Origin of the sequence: Micromonospora sp. URMC 103, from assembly GCF_051386435.1 — a bacterium.
Taxonomy (GTDB): Bacteria; Actinomycetota; Actinomycetes; order Mycobacteriales; family Micromonosporaceae; genus Micromonospora.
In genome coordinates this window covers 1034932-1051872 of sequence record NZ_JBPQTR010000006.1, presented here as the reverse complement: position 1 = coordinate 1051872, position 16941 = coordinate 1034932, and the positions used below count along the sequence as shown (strand labels likewise).

The following is a 16941-nucleotide window of genomic DNA, read 5'->3' as shown; positions in this document are numbered from 1 at the left end:
CCTTGATTCGTTGCTACCACTGGTCGGGGTGGCCGGATTCGAACCGACGACCTCTTCGTCCCGAACGAAGCGCGCTACCAAGCTGCGCCACACCCCGTGGCGTGCCGACAAATAGTAGCCCACCCGCCCCGACGGTCAAACTCGGTACCCCCGCCGGTCACGAGGGACCGTGCGGGCGCGACGGCCTGCCGTCGGGCGCCTCACACCCAAGATCCAGACAGCATCCGGGAAGTAGCGGTCTCGACGGCCGCGGAGACCACTACTTCCGGGAAGTTGCGAGATCTTGGCGCCCGTGCAGCCCGTCAGCGGGCGATGAGCGTCAGGATGCTCGCCTCCGGGGGGCACGCGAACCGGACCGGCGCGGTCGGGTGGGTGCCCAGACCGGCGGAGACGTGCAGCCAGGAGTCCGACCCCGGCCAGCGGTGCAGCCCGCGGGCCATCGACCGGGGCAGCCCGCAGTTGGTGACCAGCGCGCCGACCCCCGGCACGCACACCTGACCCCCGTGGGTGTGCCCGGCCAGCAGCACGTCGAAGCCGTCCGCGGCCATCTGGTCGAGCACGCGCGGCTCCGGGGAGTGGGTCAGCGCGATCGACAGGTCGGCCGACGGGGGGACGGGGCCGGACACCGAGGGGTAGTCGTCCCGCTCGACGTGCGGATCGTCGACGCCCACCACCTCGATGGTCCGGCCACCCGCCTTGAGCGTGGTCCGGGCGTTGTTGAGGTCGATCCAGCCGGCGCCGGTGAACACCTCGCGCAGCTCCTCGTACGGCAGCTCGACGCCCTCGACGTACTCCCGGTCGGGGAGGAAGTAGGTGAACGGGTTCTTCCACACCGGCCCGGTGTAGTCGTTGGAGCCGAAGACGAAGACGCCCGGGTAGTCGAGCAGAGGCTGCACGGCGCGCAGCACCCCCGGCACGGCGTCCGGGTGTGCCATGTTGTCGCCCGTCACCACGACGAGATCGGGGTCGAGGGCGGCCAGCGACGCCACCCAGCGTTGCTTGCGCGCCTGGTCGGGGGTCATGTGCAGGTCCGACAGGTGCAGGACGCGCAGCGGCTCCGCGTCGGTCGGCAGCACCGGCACGTCGTACCGGCGCAGCGTGAACATGTTGCGCTCGACGAGCGACGCGTACGCCAGGGTGGCGCCGCCCACCGCGGCGGTGGCGGCCGCGAGCCGCAATACTGTGCGCTTTCGCATGCCGTTCAGGGTAGTTTCACCCTCCATGAGCACGCTGAAGGACCGCCTCACCGCGGACATGCGCAACGCGCTGAAGGCGCGTGACGAGTTGACCACGTCCACCCTGCGGATGGCCCTGGCCGCCGTGGGCAACGCCGAGGTCGCTGGCAAGGCGAAGCGCGAGCTCACCGACGACGAGGTGCTCGCGGTGCTGACCAAGGAGGCGAAGAAGCGCCGGGAGGCGGCGACCGCGTTCGCCGACGCCGGTCGCGGCGAGCAGGCCGCCAAGGAGACCGCCGAGGGGGAGGTGCTGGAGCGGTACCTGCCGCAGCAGCTCTCCGACGCCGAGTTGACCGAGCTGGTGTCGCAGGCGCTCGCCGGAGGCGGGTTCACGGGGAAGGCGCAGATGGGCCCGGCCATGAAGGCGGCGCAGGCCGCGGTGGCCGGCCGGGCCGAGGGGGGCCGGGTGGCCGCCGAGGTACGCCGGCAGCTGTCCATCTGACGCATGCCGGTGTGCACAACGATCGGATCCGCCCGTGGGCCTGACTGACGCGACGCCGGTCGGCTGGATCCTCCCCGCGCTGCTCGTGGTGGCCTGGCTTTCCCTGTGGGCGGTCCGTCGTCGGGTCCCGCTCTGGTTTCCCGTCCTGGCCCTCTGCCTGGCGATCCTGTGCTTTCCGATCGGCGCGATGGCCGGGAGCGCCGAGGTGGACGACCCGGGATGCACGCCGGACATCCGCTGCTTCTCCATTACGGCGGTCGACTGGTGGCTGAACGGCCTGCTGGGGATGCTGACCTGCGCCGCCCTGGCGGTCCTGACCGTCGCCGCCGAACTCGGCCGGGCGGCCGTCCGATACCTCTCACGGCGGTCGGCTTCGCGGTGAACGGCGTCCCTTCGGTAGTGCCGCACGACCTGCGCCGGACATGAAACGGGCGGGCACCCCTCGTGGGTGCCCGCCCGTTCGCTCGTCGGGCCCGGGTGGCTCAGCGGTTGGGGCGACCGCCGCCGCGCCGGCCGGGCTGGTCACCACCGGGGGGAGCCCCCGGCGTGTTGTTGGCCGGCGGCTTGGCGCCCCCGCTGCTGACCTGGATGGTCACCACGCCGCCCTTGATGGTGCGGCCGTTCGGGCTGGTGCCGGCCGCCGTGCCCGGCGGGCAGCTCGACGCCACCCTCGCGTCGGAGACGACCGCTTCGAACCCGGCGCCCTGGATCCGGGACCTCGCGGTGTCGAGCGGCTGGCACTTCACGTCGGGGATGGACCGCTGGTCACCCTCGGAGATCTTCTGGCCGGGCGGCTCGAAGTTGATCCGCGGCTTGTTCTTCATGGCGTCGCGGAGCGTCTCGTACACCGGCGGGTTGATGCCGTTCGGGACGTCGTGGCCCATCTTCACGTTGGTCTGCGCCCAGTCCGGGTCGGCCATGATGCCGGCGACCGAGTACTGCTTGGTCATCGCGACCAGGGCGGACGTCTTCTCGGAGTCGGTGGTGCCGGACTTGCCGGCCACCGGCGCGTCGACGATGCCCCGCACGTTCCGGGCGGTGCGGCTGCTGCCGCAGTGGCTGGTGCTCGAGTTGTCACCGACCGGGCAGCGGGCGGCATCGACGGCGGCCCGGGCCACATCGGTGCTGATCCGCTTCTCGCAGCGCGGGTTGGCGATGTCGAGCTTCTTGCCGTCCGGGTCGCGGATCTCCTGCACGGGAATCGGCTCGCAGTACTTTCCGTCCGCCGCGAGGGTGGCGTAGGCATTGGCCAGCTCGAGCGGGGTGGTCGCCGAGACGCCGAGCGTGAACGCGCCCCACTGGTGCGCCTTGTCCTTGGTGCTCGCGAAGTCGGCGTCGTTGCTGGCCCGGAACTGGATGCCGAGCCGCTTGGCCACGTCGACCACGTTCTCCGCGCCGACCTGCTGCTGCAGCGGCACGAAGTAGGTGTTGATGGACGCGGCGAACGCGCTCCACATGTTCTGCGGGCCGCCGGCCTTGCCGCCGGAGTTCTTCGGGCAGTAGAAGTGCGTGCCCGGGCAGGCGGCCGGGCTGCGGCTGTCGATGATGTACTCGGACTTGAACGTCTGCGGCGCGTTGATGGTGTAGCTGAGCGGAATGCCCTTCTCGAGCGCCGCGACGATCGTGAAGATCTTGAAGGTCGAGCCGGCCTGGTAGCCGGCGATGCCGTCACCGCCGCTGAGCAGCGGGTTCACGGTGTTGGGGTAGTTGCCGAGCTTGCCGTTCCGACGTTGCCTCGGGTCGCTGTGCGGCTTGTTCTGCGGGTGCTCCGGGTCGTCCAGCTTGAAGACCCGGTTGACCGAGAGCGCCCGCACGCGGCCGCTGCCGGGCTCGACCACGGCCACCATGGCGGCTTCCTTGCTGTTCACGCTCTTCGCCTTGCGGACGGCCTTGTCGGCGCCCCGCTGGGCCTGCGCGTCGAGGGTCGTCACGATGGTGTAGCCGCCGCTCTTGAGCCGCCGCTCCCGGTCGTACGAGGTCGACCCGAACGTCTCCTGCTGGAGCCACCAGCGGTAGAAGTAGTCGCAGAAGAAGCCCCACTCGCGCACGTTGGTGGCCACGCAGCCGTTGGGCGCCCGCTTGCCCTTGACCTCCATCTTGGTGGCCTTGGCCGCCTCGGCCTCCTGTTTGTTGATGGCGCCGATCTCGACCATGTTGTCGATGACGTAGTTGCGCCGGTTGAGGGCGAGCGGCTTGCCGCCCTTGGTCGTGGGGTCGTTGGTGGTGGGGGCCTTCACCATGCCGGCGAGCAGCGCCGCCTCTTCGATCTTGAGGTTCTTCGGTGACTTTCCGAAGTAGACCTGGCTGGCGGCGTAGATGCCGTACGCGCCGTTGCCGAAGGAGGCGATGTTCAGGTAGCGCTCGAGGATCTCGTCCTTCGAGAGCTCCTTGTCGATCTGGATCGCGTAGCGCATCTCGCGGAGCTTGCGGGCGCTGGTGTCCTCGGTCGCGGCGACCACGTCGGCCGGGTGCGTGGCCGAGTACGCGATGGCCAGCCGCACGTACTGCATGGTGAGCGTCGAGGCGCCCTGCCGGCCGGCGCCATCGCTCTGGTTGTTGACGAACGCGCGGGCGACACCGTTGAAGTCGACGCCGTTGTGCTTGTAGAAGTCGTGGTCCTCGGCGGCGATGATCGCCTTCTGCATGTACGGCGAGACGTCGGCCAGCTTCACGTCGCGGCGGTTCTCGTCGTACATGGTGGCGAGGGGTGTCTTGCCGTCCGAGGCGAGCAGGTAGCTGATCTGCGGGGCGCGGGCCACCGTCAGCTCCTTGGGGAGTGCGCCGAATGTCTCGGCGCCGGCCTTCGCGGCCAGTCCCGACATCGCCACCGCGGGGAAGGCCGCCGCTGCAACCACCACGCCGGCCAAGAGGCCACATATGAGTAGCGATGCGGTGTTGGTCAGCACATTGTGGTCACGTTTCCGCATCCAGGTCACCTCGACAGGGTACGCGTACAGGGAACGAGGGGCGCTGGGGCGTTCTTTCCCCATTTCCTGCGCGGGTTGCCCTCGTTGTGCTAAACGCACGACCCCCGGTGTGTGGTTGCGTCTGACCCGGTGCGAAGTCTCCCTGGCGGGAGCGGCCCCCGCAGCGTTTTCACGTACTGGGGCGGGGTAAGCGGCGATCGACGGCCCGAGAAGCCGGGACTGTCCGGAATGATGGATTTGGCCGACAACGTTGCGTAATCGGGTGACTACAGAGCATGATGGGGGGCGGCGACAGCGCCACATGTCGTCCGTGCCGCCTGGGGGAAGGCCGTGCGGGCGATCGGGGGGATTGCCGGCTGACGCGTAACGGGGTCGGTAGGTACTGCAAGGGGGGACGACTACACATGGGCATGATTGCCGACTGGCCGTCGCTGGCGGCGTGTCAGAACGGGGACCCGGACGCGCTGTTCGTCCAGGGCGCCGAACAGAACGTGGCGAAGCGGATCTGCCGGAGCTGCCCAGTTCGGTACGAGTGCCTCGCCGACGCGCTCGACAACCGTATCGAGTTCGGTGTGTGGGGTGGCATGACCGAACGCGAGCGGCGGGCGCTGCTGCGCCGTCACCCGCAGGTGACGAGCTGGCGCAAGATGTTCGAGGCGGCCATGAAGAAGAACGCCAAGGACAAGACCGGGAAGGACAAGATCCTGGTCACGACCGGCTGATCGCCGCGCCGATCGTTCGCAGCCCGTCGACGTCGTGGACGTCGGCGGGCTGCGCCGTCACCGACACCGTCGGCACCTCGGGGAACGCCTCGGTGAACCGTGCGGCCACCTGCTGCTCGCGCCCCGCCTGCCGGACCAGCGCGGCATGCGCCCGCAGCACGTCGACGGTGGCCTCGTGCCCACCCAGCTCGGCCAGCTGGTCCGCGGCGGCGCGACTGCCCGCCGCGTCGAGCTGGGGCACGGCCGGCCGGTGCACCCGGTTGAGCACCAGGCCGGCCAGCGGCATCCGCTCCTCGCGCAGCCGGCCCGCGAAGTAGGCGGCCTCCCGGACCGCGTCCGACTCCGGCGCCGCGACGAGCAGGAACGCCGTCTCCCGGGCCTGGAGGATGCGGTACGTCTGCTCGGCGCGCTGCCGGAAGCCGCCGAACATGGAGTCGAGCGCGGCCACGAACCCGGACAGGTCGGTGAGCAGCTGGGCGCCCAGCACCTTCTGCACGACCTTCGAGAACATCCCGAAGGACGCGGTGACCAGGCTGAACATGCTCCGCCCGCCGCTGCGGGCCGGCGCGAGCAGCAGCCGCAGCATCCGGCCGTCGAGGAACCGGGAGAGCCGGGCGGGCGCGTCGAGGAAGTCCAGCGCCGAGCGGGACGGCGGGGTGTCGACCACGATGAGGTCCCACTCGCCCCGGGCGTGCAGCTGGCCCAGCTTCTCCATGGCCATGTACTCCTGCGTACCGGCGAAGGTGGAACTCATCGCCTGGTAGAAGGGGTTGGCGAAGATCTCCGCCGCCTTCGCCGGGTCGGTGTGCTGGAGCACCACGTCGTCGAAGGTGCGCTTCATGTCGAGCATCATGGCGTGCAGCTCACCGCCGCTGGCCTCGACGTCGATGCCCTTCACCTGGCGCGGCGTGTTGTCCAGTTCGGTGAGGCCGAGCGACTGGGCCAGCCGGCGGGCCGGGTCGATGGTGAGCACCACCGTCCGGCGGCCGTGCTGCTCGGCGGCCCGCAGTGCCAGCGCGGCTGCCGTGGTCGTCTTCCCGACCCCGCCGGCGCCGCAGCACACCACGATCCGGACGCCCGGATCGGCGAGGATCTGGTCGACGTCCAGCCGGGGCGCCGCGTCTTCGGAAGGCACCAATCGAGCGTATCGGGCCGACCCGGTCCGCGCGCCGTGCCGACGGCAGGTGTGAGTCAATCGGCGCGCAGCAGCGCGTCGGCGAGGGTGGCGAGCCCCGCCCGATCGACCCCGTCCGGCAACAGCGGCAACTCCGTCAACGGCAGCCCCAACTCGACCAGGTCGGCGCGGAGCGAATCCTCCAGCTCCCGGCGGATGACCTGGTCGCGTGCCTCGTCGTGCAGGCCCGCCACGATCTCCCGGTCGGCCGGCAGCCCCGCGGCGACCAGCCCACGGCGCAACTCGGCGACGGTCACCGCCCGCCCGGCCGGGAGCGGCGGCCGGGTGCCGTTCACGATGATCCGGCCCACCGGGAAGCCGTGGGAGGTCAGCTCCGCGATGGCGTCCACCGTCTCCTGGACCGGCATCTCCTCGAGCAGGGTGACCACGTGCACCGCCGTCATCGGCGAGCGGAGCAGCGCCGAGACGCCCTCGCTCTGCGTCTTGATGGGGCCCACCTTGGCCAGCCGGGCGGTTTCCGTGGTCACGTTGAGGAAGCGGCCGATGCGGCCGGTCGGCGGCGCGTCGAGCACCACCGCGTCGTACACCCGGCGCTGGTCGACCGTCCGGGTGGTGGCCTCCTTCACCTTCCCGGTGAGCAGGACGTCCCGCAGCCCGGGGGCGATGGTGGTCGCGAAGTCGATGGCACCGAACTTGCGCAGCGCCCGCCCGGCCGCGCCGAGCTTGTAGAACATGTCCAGGTACTCGAGGAGCGCCTCCTCGGCGTCCACCGCGAGGGCCCGCACCTCGCCGCCGCCCGGGGCGTCGGTGAGGTGCCGCTCCTCGTACGGCAGCGGGTCGGTGCCGAAGAGCTGGGCGATGCCCTGCCGTCCCTCGACCTCGACCAGCAGGGTGCGCCGGCCGCCGGCGGCCAGCGCCAACGCCAGCGCCGCCGCCACGCTCGTCTTGCCGGTGCCGCCCTTGCCGGTCACCACGTGCAGTCGGGACGGCCACGCGGTGCTGGCCGGGTCGGCCGGCCGCTCAGCTGCTCGCACCCGTCGAGCCTATCCAGCCACGGCCGTCAGGCGACCTCGCAGACCCACCAACCCGTCTTCCGCACCACGGTGACGCGCAGATCCTGGTCGGCCACCTTCTCGTCGGTGGTGGTCATCGTCACCTTCGTGGTGACGGTGGCCCGGTCGCCGGTCTGGTTCTCCACCTTCGGGGTGGTCCAGCGGAAGCGGGGGTTCTGGTAGGTGGAGGCGTACTTCTGCACCTCGGCGACCTTGGCGGCGATCTTGTCGTCGTCCCGCGCCGAGGCGCACACGAGCGTGGCGGCCTTCGCCGCGTCCCGCTCCTTGTACACGGCCGTGAGGAACTCGTCGACGGCCACCGCGGGCTCCTTCGCGCCCTCGCCGGTCTCCACGTTCCGCAGGGTGAGGAACGCGATGACCCCACCGCCGACGCAGAGCACGAGGACCACCACGAGCGCGATCGCCGCGATCAACGCGCCGCGCTTCTTCCGCGGCGCGGCGGGCGGCGCGAGGGGCGGCTGGCCCGGCGGTGGCGCCGGAACCGCCGCCTGGTCGGCCACCGGCGGCGGCCCGGCGTGCGGTGGCGCCCCGACGACCGGGGGGCCGACGTGCGGCGGCACGAACTGCGGCGGGTCGGCCGGTGGAGGGCCGGCCGGTGGAGGGCCGGCCGGCGGCGGTGCGGCCGGCGAGGGGGGACCGCCCGGTTCGCCCGCCGGCGGCGCGGCGGCCGGCTGACCCGGCGCGGCCGGTGCGGGGGACTGCCCGGCGGCGTCGGGGCGGGACGGTGGCACCGCCGGCGAGCCGGTCGGGTCGCCGCTGGGTGGCTGGGTCATCTCTTCCCCCGAGGGTGCGTCGCTCGCGCCACCCGGCGCCGAGCGTGAAGTCGAGCGGGCGGCGCCGCGTGCCGCCCGACCGGAAGGGTAGCGGTCGATCCGGACGATGCTGTGTCCCGTGGCGCCCGGCCGTTTTGGGAGCGCGGCCAGGCGCGACGAGTACGCGGCATCTGTCACATATGTGACTGGGGCGCGGCGACGCGCGCGCGTCCTGTTGGCGGGACTCCGGCGGGGACCTACGGTCGTGCCGGCGCGGGGGAACCCGGCCGGGCGTGCAGTTCCCGGACCGGCGTGGCAGGGACTCGACCAGGTACGACGCCCGGAGGCAGTGCATGCGCGACGCGGACAACATCCCTCGAGCCCCGTTCCCGGCGAACGATCGGTCGCGCCGGAACGACGCCGGCGAGGGCGGGGGGACGGCGGTCGGGAGCCTGCCGGTCAACGAGCGGTCGTACCGCAGGATCCCGGAGCCGGTCGAGGTGGTGCGGACGCTGACCCGCCCGTCCGAGCAGGGCCGGGAGGACGAGGAGCCCGGTTACGTGATCCACCTGCCGATCCGGGTTCCCGACCTCGCCTCGGCCACCGCCCTCGCCGGGCGGATCGCGGTCTCCCTCGGCTTCCTTCCGGAGCTGGACGCCGGGGAGACCACCGTGTCCAAGGCCGACGACCAGAACAACCGGTACCGGGTCTTCTGCGACCTGCTGCTGCCCGACCGCTCCCGCTGCCCCCAGCGGTACGAGCACGGCGGACCCTGCGGCGAGGTGCCGTCTACGCCCGAGCAGCGTCCCGCACCCCGCCCGTCCGCCGGCCCGTAGGCTGTCCCTCGAACGATCCGCGTATCGAGGGAGCCCTGCACCGATGCAGAAGTGGGAGTACGCCACGGTCCCCCTGCTGGTCCACGCGACCAAGCAGATTCTCGACAACTGGGGCGAGGACGGGTGGGAACTCGTGTCCGTGGTGCCCGGTCCTAACCCGGACCAGCTCGTCGCCTACCTGAAGCGGCCCAAGGCATGAGCAACGGCCCACACACCAAGCTCGCCGAACTCGGGCACGAGCTGCCCGAGGTGGCGACCCCGGCGGGGAGCTACGTGCCGGCCGTGCAGTCCGGCAAGCACGTCTACGTCTCCGGTCAGCTGCCGCTGGCCGAGGGGAAGCTGCTCGCCACCGGCAAGGTCGGCGCCGGCGTCTCGGCCGAGCAGGCCAAGGACCTCGCCCAGCGGTGCGCGCTCAACGCGCTCGCCGCGATCGACTCGCTGGTCGGCCTGGAGAACGTGGTGAAGGTGGTCAAGCTGACCGGCTTCGTGGCGTCCGCGCCGGGCTTCACCGGGCAGCCGGGCGTGATCAACGGCGCGTCCGACCTGTTCGGCGCCGTCTTCGGCGAGGCCGGGAGGCACGCCCGCAGCGCCGTCGGCGTGGCCGAGCTGCCCCTCGACGCGCCGGTCGAGGTCGAGGTCATCGTCGAGGTCAGCTGACCTGACCGGTCCCGCCCGCCGCTTCCCTCGTGCGGCCGTTCGGCGACGAACGCCGTGTACGGGCACGAACCGGGAGGTGACGCCCACGAGATCGTGGGGAGTGGCGGGCGGGGCCGTACGATCGCAGCCATGACCGGGCACGTGACCGCGCCGGCGGCGGCGCTCGCCGATCGGTTGCCGGGTTGGGTGACGCTGCTGCGCGCCCCGAATCCGGGGCCGATGACGCTCGACGGCACGAACACCTGGGTGCTGCGCGCGCCCGGGGCCGCGCACGCCGTCGTCGTCGACCCGGGTCCCCTCGACGAGGAGCACCTCGCCGCGATCGCGGCACGCGGGCCCGTGGGGTTGGTGTTGATCACCCATGGCCACCCGGACCACACCGAGGGCTCCCGCCGGCTCAGCGAGCTGCTCGGCGGGGCGCCGGTGCGCGCGGCCGACGCGGCGCACACCGTCGCCGGCGAGCCCCTCGCCTCCGGCGCCGTGCCGGACGTGCCGGGGCTGACCGTACGGGTCGTGCCGACGCCGGGGCACACGGCCGACTCGGTCTGCTTCCTGGTCGAGCACGCCGGCGAGCGGGCGGTGTTCACGGGCGACACGATCCTGGGGCGGGGCACCACGGTGGTCGCCCACCCGGACGGCCACCTCGGGGACTACCTGGCGAGCCTGGAGCTGCTCTCGGCGTACCGCGGCGTCCCGGCGCTGCCGGGGCACGGCCCGGCGCTGGCCGACTGCGGCGCGGCGGCCGAGTTCTACCTGGCCCACCGGCGGGCGCGGCTCGATCAGGTCCGGGCGGCGGTGGCCGCCGGCGCCCGCACCCCGGCCGAGGTGGTGGCCGCGGTGTACGCGGACGTGGACCGGTCGCTCTGGTGGGCGGCCGAGTGGTCGGTGCGGGCGCAGCTCGAGTACCTCGCACCCGAGATCGGGGAATGCGTGACGGGGGACACGGAGTTGGAGAAGCCGTGACCTGCCCGGTGTGCGGAACCGTCGCCGTCCCCGGCGCCCGGTTCTGCCACAACTGCGGCGCCGCGCTGCCGGCCGCCGCCACGTTGCCGGCCGCCGAGCGTCGGGTGGTCACCGTGCTCTTCGGCGACCTCTCAGACTTCACCTCCTGGTCCGAGGACCTCGACCCGGAACGGGTCGGCGCGGTGACCGACCGGGTGCTCGCCGCGCTCGCGGGCGCGGTGAAGACGTTCGGCGGGCACGTCGACAAGCTGACCGGCGACGGGATCATGGCGGTGTTCGGCGCGCCGGTGGCGCACGAGGACGACGCCGAGCGGGCCGTACGCGCCGCGCTGTCGATGCAGCGCGCGGTGCGCCGCGTGCTCGACGACGAGCGCGGCGGCGGGGCGCCGCTCGGCCTGCGGGTCGGCCTGAACACCGGCGACGTCATCGCCGGCATCCAGGCCGCCATCGAGTACACGGTCATCGGCGACACGGTGAACACCGCGGCCCGCCTCGCCGACGCCGCCGCCGTGGGCGCCGTCTACGCCGGCGCCCGCACCGCGGCCGCCACCCGGCACGTCGCCTCCTGGCGGGCGCTGCGGCCGCTGCGGCTCAAGGGCAAGCGCGAGCCGGTCGAGGCGTACGAGCTGCTCGGCCTCCTCGACGCCCCCGGCACCCGGTCCGGCCTCGGCGACGAGGCCCCGTTCGTGGGGCGGGAGACGGAGATCGGGCGGGTCGCCGGCCGGCTCGCCGAGGTGATCGACCGCGGCGAGCCGCGGGTGCTGCTGATGACCGCGGAGGCCGGCATCGGCAAGTCCCGGTTCGCCGCCGAGGTGGAGCGCCTCGCGGCCGGCTACGACGTGGGCGCCGGCCGGTTCGCGGCGCACACCGGCGCCCGGGTCCTGTCCGTGCGCTGCGCCGCGTTCGGCGAGCGGCGCCGGCTCGCTCCCCTCGCCGACCTGGTCCGCGCCGCGGTCGGCCTGCCCAACGACCCGGCGACCGCCCTCACGCGGCCGGCCGTCGAGGAGCGGTTGCGCCGGCTCGGCCAGCGGCTCTCCCGCGGCGGCGATGCGGCCCCGATCGCCACCGACCACCTCCTCGCGCTGCTCGGCTACGCGGAGCTGCCGGCCGGCGGCCCGACCGACCAGGGCGAGTGGAGCGCCGCCGCGCCGCCCGCCGACGCCGAGACGGTGCCGAACGCGGTCGCCGACCTGCTGAGCGCGCTCGCCGTCGAGGCGCCGCTCGTCATGATCGTGGACGACCTGCACGACGCGACGGCTGAGACCATCCGGGCGCTCGGCACGGCCCTGTCCCGGCTCACCGGCCCGGTGCTCGTGCTGCTGCTGGGCCGGCCCGAGCTGGTCCGCACCGCCGGTGCGCTCACCCGCGTCGCGGACGCCGAGGTGCACGGGCTGCCGCCGCTGCGCGGCGCCGACGCGGCCCGACTGCTGACCACCTACCTCGGCGGCGGCAAGCTGCCCCAGGCCGACGCCGACCGGCTGCTCGCCACCGCCCAGGGCAACCCGTTCTACCTGGCCGAACTGGTCACCCTGCTCAGGGAGCGGGGCGCGCTCACCGAAATCGGCGACCGCGACGGCTCCTCCGGCGCGACCTGGCGGCTGGTGCCCGGCTCGCTGGGCAGCCGGCTGCTCTCGCGGGACCTCGCGGCCGTGCTCGCGGCCCGCATCGACGCCCTGCCCGCCGAGGCACGGTCGGTGCTGCGAGACGCCGCGGTCATCGGCGACACGGTGCCGGCCGGCGCCCTGGAGGCGCTGCGCGACCAGCGTGCCGGACGGGACGGACGGCCGGCCGCCGTGGTGACCGTGGAGTTCGAGCGGGCCGTCGACGAGCTGCTGCAACGGCGCATGCTGCACCGCACCCGCACCGGGTACGCCTTCGCCACCCCGCTCATGCGGGAGGCCGCGTACACGGGGGTGAGCAAGGCCGAGCTGGCCGAGCGGCACGCGGCCCTGGCCCGCTGGGCGGCGCCCGGCCCGGCCGGGGACGAGCCGGCGCCGATTCCGGCCGGCACCTTCACGGACCCGGACCGGGACCTCTTCGTGGCGTCGCACGTCGAGCGGGCCGCCGCGCTCGCCGACGCCGTGAAGCTGCGCCCGGACGCGCCGGCACGCGCCGTGGTGCCGCTCGGGATCGCCGCGCTGGGCCGGGCCGCCCGCCGCTCGCTCTCCGCGGGCGAGCCGGAGCTGGCCGTCGAGTACGCCGAGCGCGCCGCCGAGCTGGCCCCCGACGAGGTGCCGGCCGCCGACCGGGTGGTGCACGCCCGGGCCCTGCTCCAGATCGGCCGGGTGGCCGACGCGCTCGCCTCGGCCGAGAAGATCGCCGCCAACGCGGGCGAGGAGACCACCCGGGCCAGCGCCCTGCTGCTCGCGGGGCAGGCCCACCAGACGCTCGGCGACCAGACCCGCGCGGTCGCCGCGTGGCAGGAGGCCCTGCAGGTGGCCACCGCCGGCCAGCTGCCCACGCTGCGCGCCTCGGCGATGCGCCGGCTCGGCATGGCCGACTTCGTGGCCGGACGGCTGAGCCAGGCGAGCAGCCGGCTCGCGGCCGCCTACCAGGTGAGCCTCGCGGCCGAGGACCGGCGTGGCCAGGCGTGGTCCCTGCAGAACCTGGCCTGGGTCACCACGACCCGGGGCGACTTCGGCGGAACGGACGCCGTGCTGGGCCGCGCCGCGCGGCTTTTCGCCGAGCTGAGGGACCCGTACGGGCGCGCCTGGCTGCGCGGCACCACGGCGTACGCGCGGCTGCTGGCCGGGCGGCTGGGCGAGGCGTGCCGGATGGCCCGGGTCTTCCTGCCGTTCGGGGAGCGCGTCGGTGAGGCGTGGGCGGTCGGCACGCTGCGCGCCGTCGAGGCGTTCGCGACGGCCGAGCTCGGCGAGCTGGCCGAGGCGGACCGGGAGGCCCGGCGGGCGTACCGGGAGTTCGCGGCCGCCTCGGACGACTGGGGGCGCGGGTTCGCGCTGGTGGTGCGGGGCGTGGTGGCGCGCGGGCTGGGCGAGCCGGAGCACGCGGCCGACCTGCTCACCGACGCGCTGTCGTACGCGGCCCGGACGGCTCACCCGTTGCTCACCGGGATGGCGGGCACGCTGCGCGGCTTCGTGGCGCTCGAGATGGGCGACGTGGCGGCCGCCGAGCGGGACGCCCGGGCGGTGCTCACCTCGGTCGAGCCGCACAATCCGCAGGCCCCCGCCCAGGTGGGCCCGCGGGTGCTGCTGGCCACCGCCCGGCTCGCCGCCGGTGACCCGGGCACCGCCGTGGGGCTGCTCGCCCCGGTGGCCACGTCGGCGGCCGGCGACACGCCCTCCCTGCTCTTCTCCCGCCGCCAGACGATGGCCCGGTACGCCGCGGCCCTGCTCGCCCACGGCCAGCGCGAGCAGGCGCTGGACTGGGCGCGACGTGCGGTGGCGGCGCCGGCCGAGGACGTCCGCAGCCAGGTGATCGGCGCGAGCGTGCTGGCCGAGGCGCTCGCCGCCTGCGGTCGCCGCGCCGACGCGCTGGCCTGCGCCGACGAGGCGGTGCGCCTGGCGTACGCGACCGAGCAGCGCAGCGAGCGGTGCGCCGCCGAGGCCCTCCGGGCGCGCCTCGCCAGCGGCTGAGCCGCGCACGGTCTGCCGGTTTCGCCGATGGTGTCCCGGTCGGGCGGCGGCTAGCGTGGCGGCGTCGACGCGCCGTCCACTGTGGCGGCCGTACCGGTACCTGGGGAGGACCGACATGAAGCTGCCACGTTCCGTGGCCGGCTGGACGATCGCCGTGTTCGGCGTGCTGGCACTCGTCATGGGCGCGGTCGGGCTGATCTGGCCGGAGGCCATGCTGCGCTCGCTCGGCTTCGAGGTGCCGCCCAGCCGGGCTGCCGGCGACCACACCGGCACCTTCCTCATGGCGTCGTCGATGGCCTCGTTCAACATGGGCGTCTACTACCTGCTCGCCACGGCCACCGAGTGGCGTTCCTTCTACCGGTTCACGGTCGTGTTCCGGCTCGTCACCTTCACCGTGTTCAGCATCGCGGTGCTGGCCGACATCGCGCCGGGCCGGTTCTTCGGGGTGGCCGCCTGGGAGGGCCTGGGCGCCGTGGCGACGGCTGTCGGCCTGTGGTGGGACGCCCGCCGCGCCGCCGGTCCGGCCTCGGGATCCGAGGCCGTCCGGCCGGGCGTCGGCGCAGGTGGTGGCGGGTCGGAAGCGACCGGCGAGGCACCCGCGGCCGACGCGGTCCGCTGAGTCGTCCGTCCGGTTGGGTATTTTCGAAGCTGTGACCGACACCCCGTCCGGCAGCCTGCCGGTACCCGTCGTGCCCGGTCTGACTGATTTGCGGGTTTTTGCCCGGGGTGGCTACGCCACCGTCTACCAGGCCACCCAGATCTCGGTGGGCCGCGAGGTCGCCGTCAAGGTGGAGAACCGCACGCTCGACAGCGAACGCGACCAGGCCCGGTTCCTCCGCGAGGCCCGCGCGGCCGGCCGGATGTCGTCCCACCCGCACGTCGTCGACCTCTTCGACGTCGGCGTCACCGTCGACCAGCACCCCTATCTGATCATGGAGCTGTGCGACGGGTCGTACGCGGAGCGGATGCGCACCTCCCCGCTGGACGCCGCCGAGGCACGCGACCTCGGCATCAAGATCGCGGACGCGCTCGCCCACTCGCACGCCGCCGGCGTGCTGCACCGGGACGTGAAACCCGCGAACATCCTCTTCTCGCACTTCAACCCCGCCGTGCTCGCCGACTTCGGGCTGGCCGTCCTCGCCGAGGTGCGCGACCCCACGGTCACCCTCGAGGTGCTGACCCCGGCGTACGCGCCGCCGGAGATGTTCAACCACAGCCCGCCGTCCCCCGCCGTGGACGTCTACGCGCTCTGCGCGACCCTCTACGCGGTGATGCACGGCCGGCCGCCGCGCTGGCAGTCCGAGCGCAACCCGAGCCTCGTGACCGTGCTGGAGATGTTCAACCAGCCGATCCCCGGGCTGCCCGGTGTGCCCGACGAACTGGTCGACGTGCTGCGCGCCGGCATGGCGAACGACCCCGCCGACCGCCCCTCGGCGGTCGATCTGCGGGCCATGCTCTCGGCGCTGCCCATCGAGCCGACCGTGGCGCCCGTCAGCGGCACCCCGACCGGCGTGCCCGTGAGCGGCGGTTCCCGCTCCTCCGACCCGTACGCCACCGGCCGTGCCGCGCAGCCGCTGCCCCGCCCACCCGCGGAGGACGCGCACCCCACCCTTCCCGGGCCCGCCCCGGTCGGTGGCCGGCGGTGGCGCCGACGCTGGTTCCTCGGTGGGGCGGGCGTCCTCGCCGTGGCCGCGGCGGCCAGCCTCGGCGCCTGGGTCGCGGACGCGGGCGGCCCGCCCGCCCCGTCGCCGTCCGTGAGCCGGGTGGCCGCCCCGGCCGAGGGAATGCTTCCCGGCTGCTACACGGAGTCCGGCGCGGCGGCCGTGCTGCCCGACGGCGCCCGGTGCCTCCCCGACCTCGAGTGCTTCGGGCCGGTGCGGGTGCGGGGGGTCCGGGCCGAGGCGACCCAGGTCTCCTGCAGCGGCCGGCACACCTGGGAGACGTACGCCGAGGGCGTGCTGCCGGTGGAGCTGGTGGGGGCCGGCTACCCCGACGTGGCCGCCCATCCGGCCGTCCAGAAGGTGTGCAGCCCGACCACGTTCCGGCTCACGACCCGCATGGGCTCAGTCGCGGGGTGGCACCTCGAGGTGCTGCCGCCCGTCGAGGGCGACGTCGACCGGACGTTCCGGTGCCTGGCCGGGCGCGGGGTCGACGCGCTGGTGGGGCCCACGCTCACCGGTCACTGAAGGCCCGCCCGGGCCGCGCCGGTCGCGGACCGCGCGCAGCGCGTCCCGGCTGTCGAGCGCGTCGAGGGTGTCGGCGTCGATCCCCGGCGGCTCGGGCAGCGGCGGCACCGGCGCCATCCGCGCGCCGTTCTCCGCCGTCCGCTCGGCCGCCTGCCGCGCCGCGGACAGCGACACCCCGGCCACGATGGCGAGCAGGAGACCGAGCAGGGCCAGCGCGACGCCCAGGAAGTCCTGCCGCCGCCAGACGGCGAGCGTAACCAGCAGGGCGAGTGCCGCGAGCGCCGAGACCGCCGCCAGCACCCGTATGTCCAATCTGGTCAACCGGTTCACCCGTTCAGCATGTCGTGGCCCGGGTGGGTGTCAACCGTCCCACGCGCGAGCCTCGGGAGCGTCGGTGAAGACGAAAACGTTACATGCGTC

The 16941-nt window shown here is 73.8% G+C and carries 15 protein-coding genes and 1 tRNA gene; 10 read left to right on the top strand and 6 right to left on the bottom strand.

Translation table 11 applies throughout. The features are described from left to right. Positions 1-20 precede the first annotated feature (20 nt). Positions 21-97: transfer RNA gene (locus ACSNOA_RS31220), tRNA-Pro, on the bottom strand. 205 nt (positions 98-302) lie between these two features. Next, the gene (locus ACSNOA_RS31215; RefSeq protein ID WP_436663339.1) at positions 303-1196 is read right to left on the bottom strand and encodes a metallophosphoesterase; all 894 of its coding nucleotides are present in this window, start codon (positions 1194-1196) and stop codon (positions 303-305) included. Between the two features lie 25 nt (positions 1197-1221). Between ACSNOA_RS31215 and ACSNOA_RS31210 the strand changes: the two genes are divergently transcribed. Both ACSNOA_RS31210 and ACSNOA_RS31205 read left to right on the top strand, forming a co-directional pair. Further along, positions 1222-1677, top strand: a complete 456-nt coding sequence (locus tag ACSNOA_RS31210) for a GatB/YqeY domain-containing protein (protein ID WP_436663338.1) — start codon at positions 1222-1224, stop codon at positions 1675-1677. Between the two features lie 34 nt (positions 1678-1711). After that, positions 1712-2059, top strand: a complete 348-nt coding sequence (locus ACSNOA_RS31205; protein WP_436663337.1) for a hypothetical protein — start codon at positions 1712-1714, stop codon at positions 2057-2059. 100 nt (positions 2060-2159) lie between these two features. On the opposite strand, the gene ACSNOA_RS31200 is transcribed toward ACSNOA_RS31205, so the two are convergent. Further along, the gene (locus ACSNOA_RS31200) at positions 2160-4604 is read right to left on the bottom strand and encodes a penicillin-binding protein (RefSeq protein WP_436663336.1); all 2445 of its coding nucleotides are present in this window, start codon (positions 4602-4604) and stop codon (positions 2160-2162) included. 404 nt (positions 4605-5008) lie between these two features. Here ACSNOA_RS31200 and ACSNOA_RS31195 point away from each other — a divergent pair, with 404 nt between their 5' ends. Further along, positions 5009-5326, top strand: a complete 318-nt coding sequence (locus tag ACSNOA_RS31195) for a WhiB family transcriptional regulator (protein WP_436663335.1) — start codon at positions 5009-5011, stop codon at positions 5324-5326. On the opposite strand, the gene ACSNOA_RS31190 is transcribed toward ACSNOA_RS31195, so the two are convergent. The 3 genes from ACSNOA_RS31190 to ACSNOA_RS31180 are packed head-to-tail and all read right to left on the bottom strand — an operon-like array spanning position 5313 to position 8094. Then, on the bottom strand, positions 5313-6464 hold the full coding sequence (locus ACSNOA_RS31190) for an ArsA family ATPase (RefSeq protein ID WP_436663334.1): 1152 nt from the start codon (positions 6462-6464) through the stop codon (positions 5313-5315). The two genes, ACSNOA_RS31195 and ACSNOA_RS31190, sit on opposite strands and share 14 nt — an antisense overlap. 53 nt (positions 6465-6517) lie before the next feature. Then, a complete protein-coding gene (locus ACSNOA_RS31185; protein ID WP_436663333.1) occupies positions 6518-7495 on the bottom strand; it encodes an ArsA-related P-loop ATPase in 978 nt (325 codons plus the stop codon). A gap of 26 nt (positions 7496-7521) precedes the next feature. Next, positions 7522-8094, bottom strand: coding sequence for an Rv0361 family membrane protein (locus tag ACSNOA_RS31180; RefSeq protein WP_436663435.1), 573 nt, complete (start codon positions 8092-8094; stop codon positions 7522-7524). Between the two features lie 545 nt (positions 8095-8639). Here ACSNOA_RS31180 and ACSNOA_RS31175 point away from each other — a divergent pair. From ACSNOA_RS31175 to ACSNOA_RS31145, 7 genes are all read left to right on the top strand, one after another. Beyond that, positions 8640-9122 (top strand): hypothetical protein, encoded by a 483-nt coding sequence (locus ACSNOA_RS31175; RefSeq protein WP_436663332.1) that lies wholly within the window; start codon positions 8640-8642, stop codon positions 9120-9122. A 43-nt stretch (positions 9123-9165) separates the two neighbouring features. After that, positions 9166-9321, top strand: coding sequence for a DUF4177 domain-containing protein (locus ACSNOA_RS31170; RefSeq protein WP_091594229.1), 156 nt, complete (start codon positions 9166-9168; stop codon positions 9319-9321). Beyond that, complete coding sequence (locus tag ACSNOA_RS31165) at positions 9318-9779, top strand: RidA family protein (protein ID WP_436663331.1); 462 nt, start codon at positions 9318-9320, stop codon at positions 9777-9779. The genes ACSNOA_RS31170 and ACSNOA_RS31165 overlap by 4 nt, the downstream gene beginning before the upstream one ends. 129 nt (positions 9780-9908) lie before the next feature. After that, on the top strand, positions 9909-10742 hold the full coding sequence (locus ACSNOA_RS31160) for an MBL fold metallo-hydrolase (RefSeq protein WP_436663330.1): 834 nt from the start codon (positions 9909-9911) through the stop codon (positions 10740-10742). After that, positions 10739-14335 (top strand): adenylate/guanylate cyclase domain-containing protein, encoded by a 3597-nt coding sequence (locus ACSNOA_RS31155; protein ID WP_436663329.1) that lies wholly within the window; start codon positions 10739-10741, stop codon positions 14333-14335. The genes ACSNOA_RS31160 and ACSNOA_RS31155 overlap by 4 nt, the downstream gene beginning before the upstream one ends. Before the next feature lie 115 nt (positions 14336-14450). Then, complete coding sequence (locus ACSNOA_RS31150; protein ID WP_436663328.1) at positions 14451-14954, top strand: hypothetical protein; 504 nt, start codon at positions 14451-14453, stop codon at positions 14952-14954. Between the two features lie 31 nt (positions 14955-14985). Further along, positions 14986-16521, top strand: coding sequence for a protein kinase domain-containing protein (locus tag ACSNOA_RS31145; RefSeq protein WP_436663327.1), 1536 nt, complete (start codon positions 14986-14988; stop codon positions 16519-16521). Positions 16522-16941 lie beyond the last annotated feature (420 nt).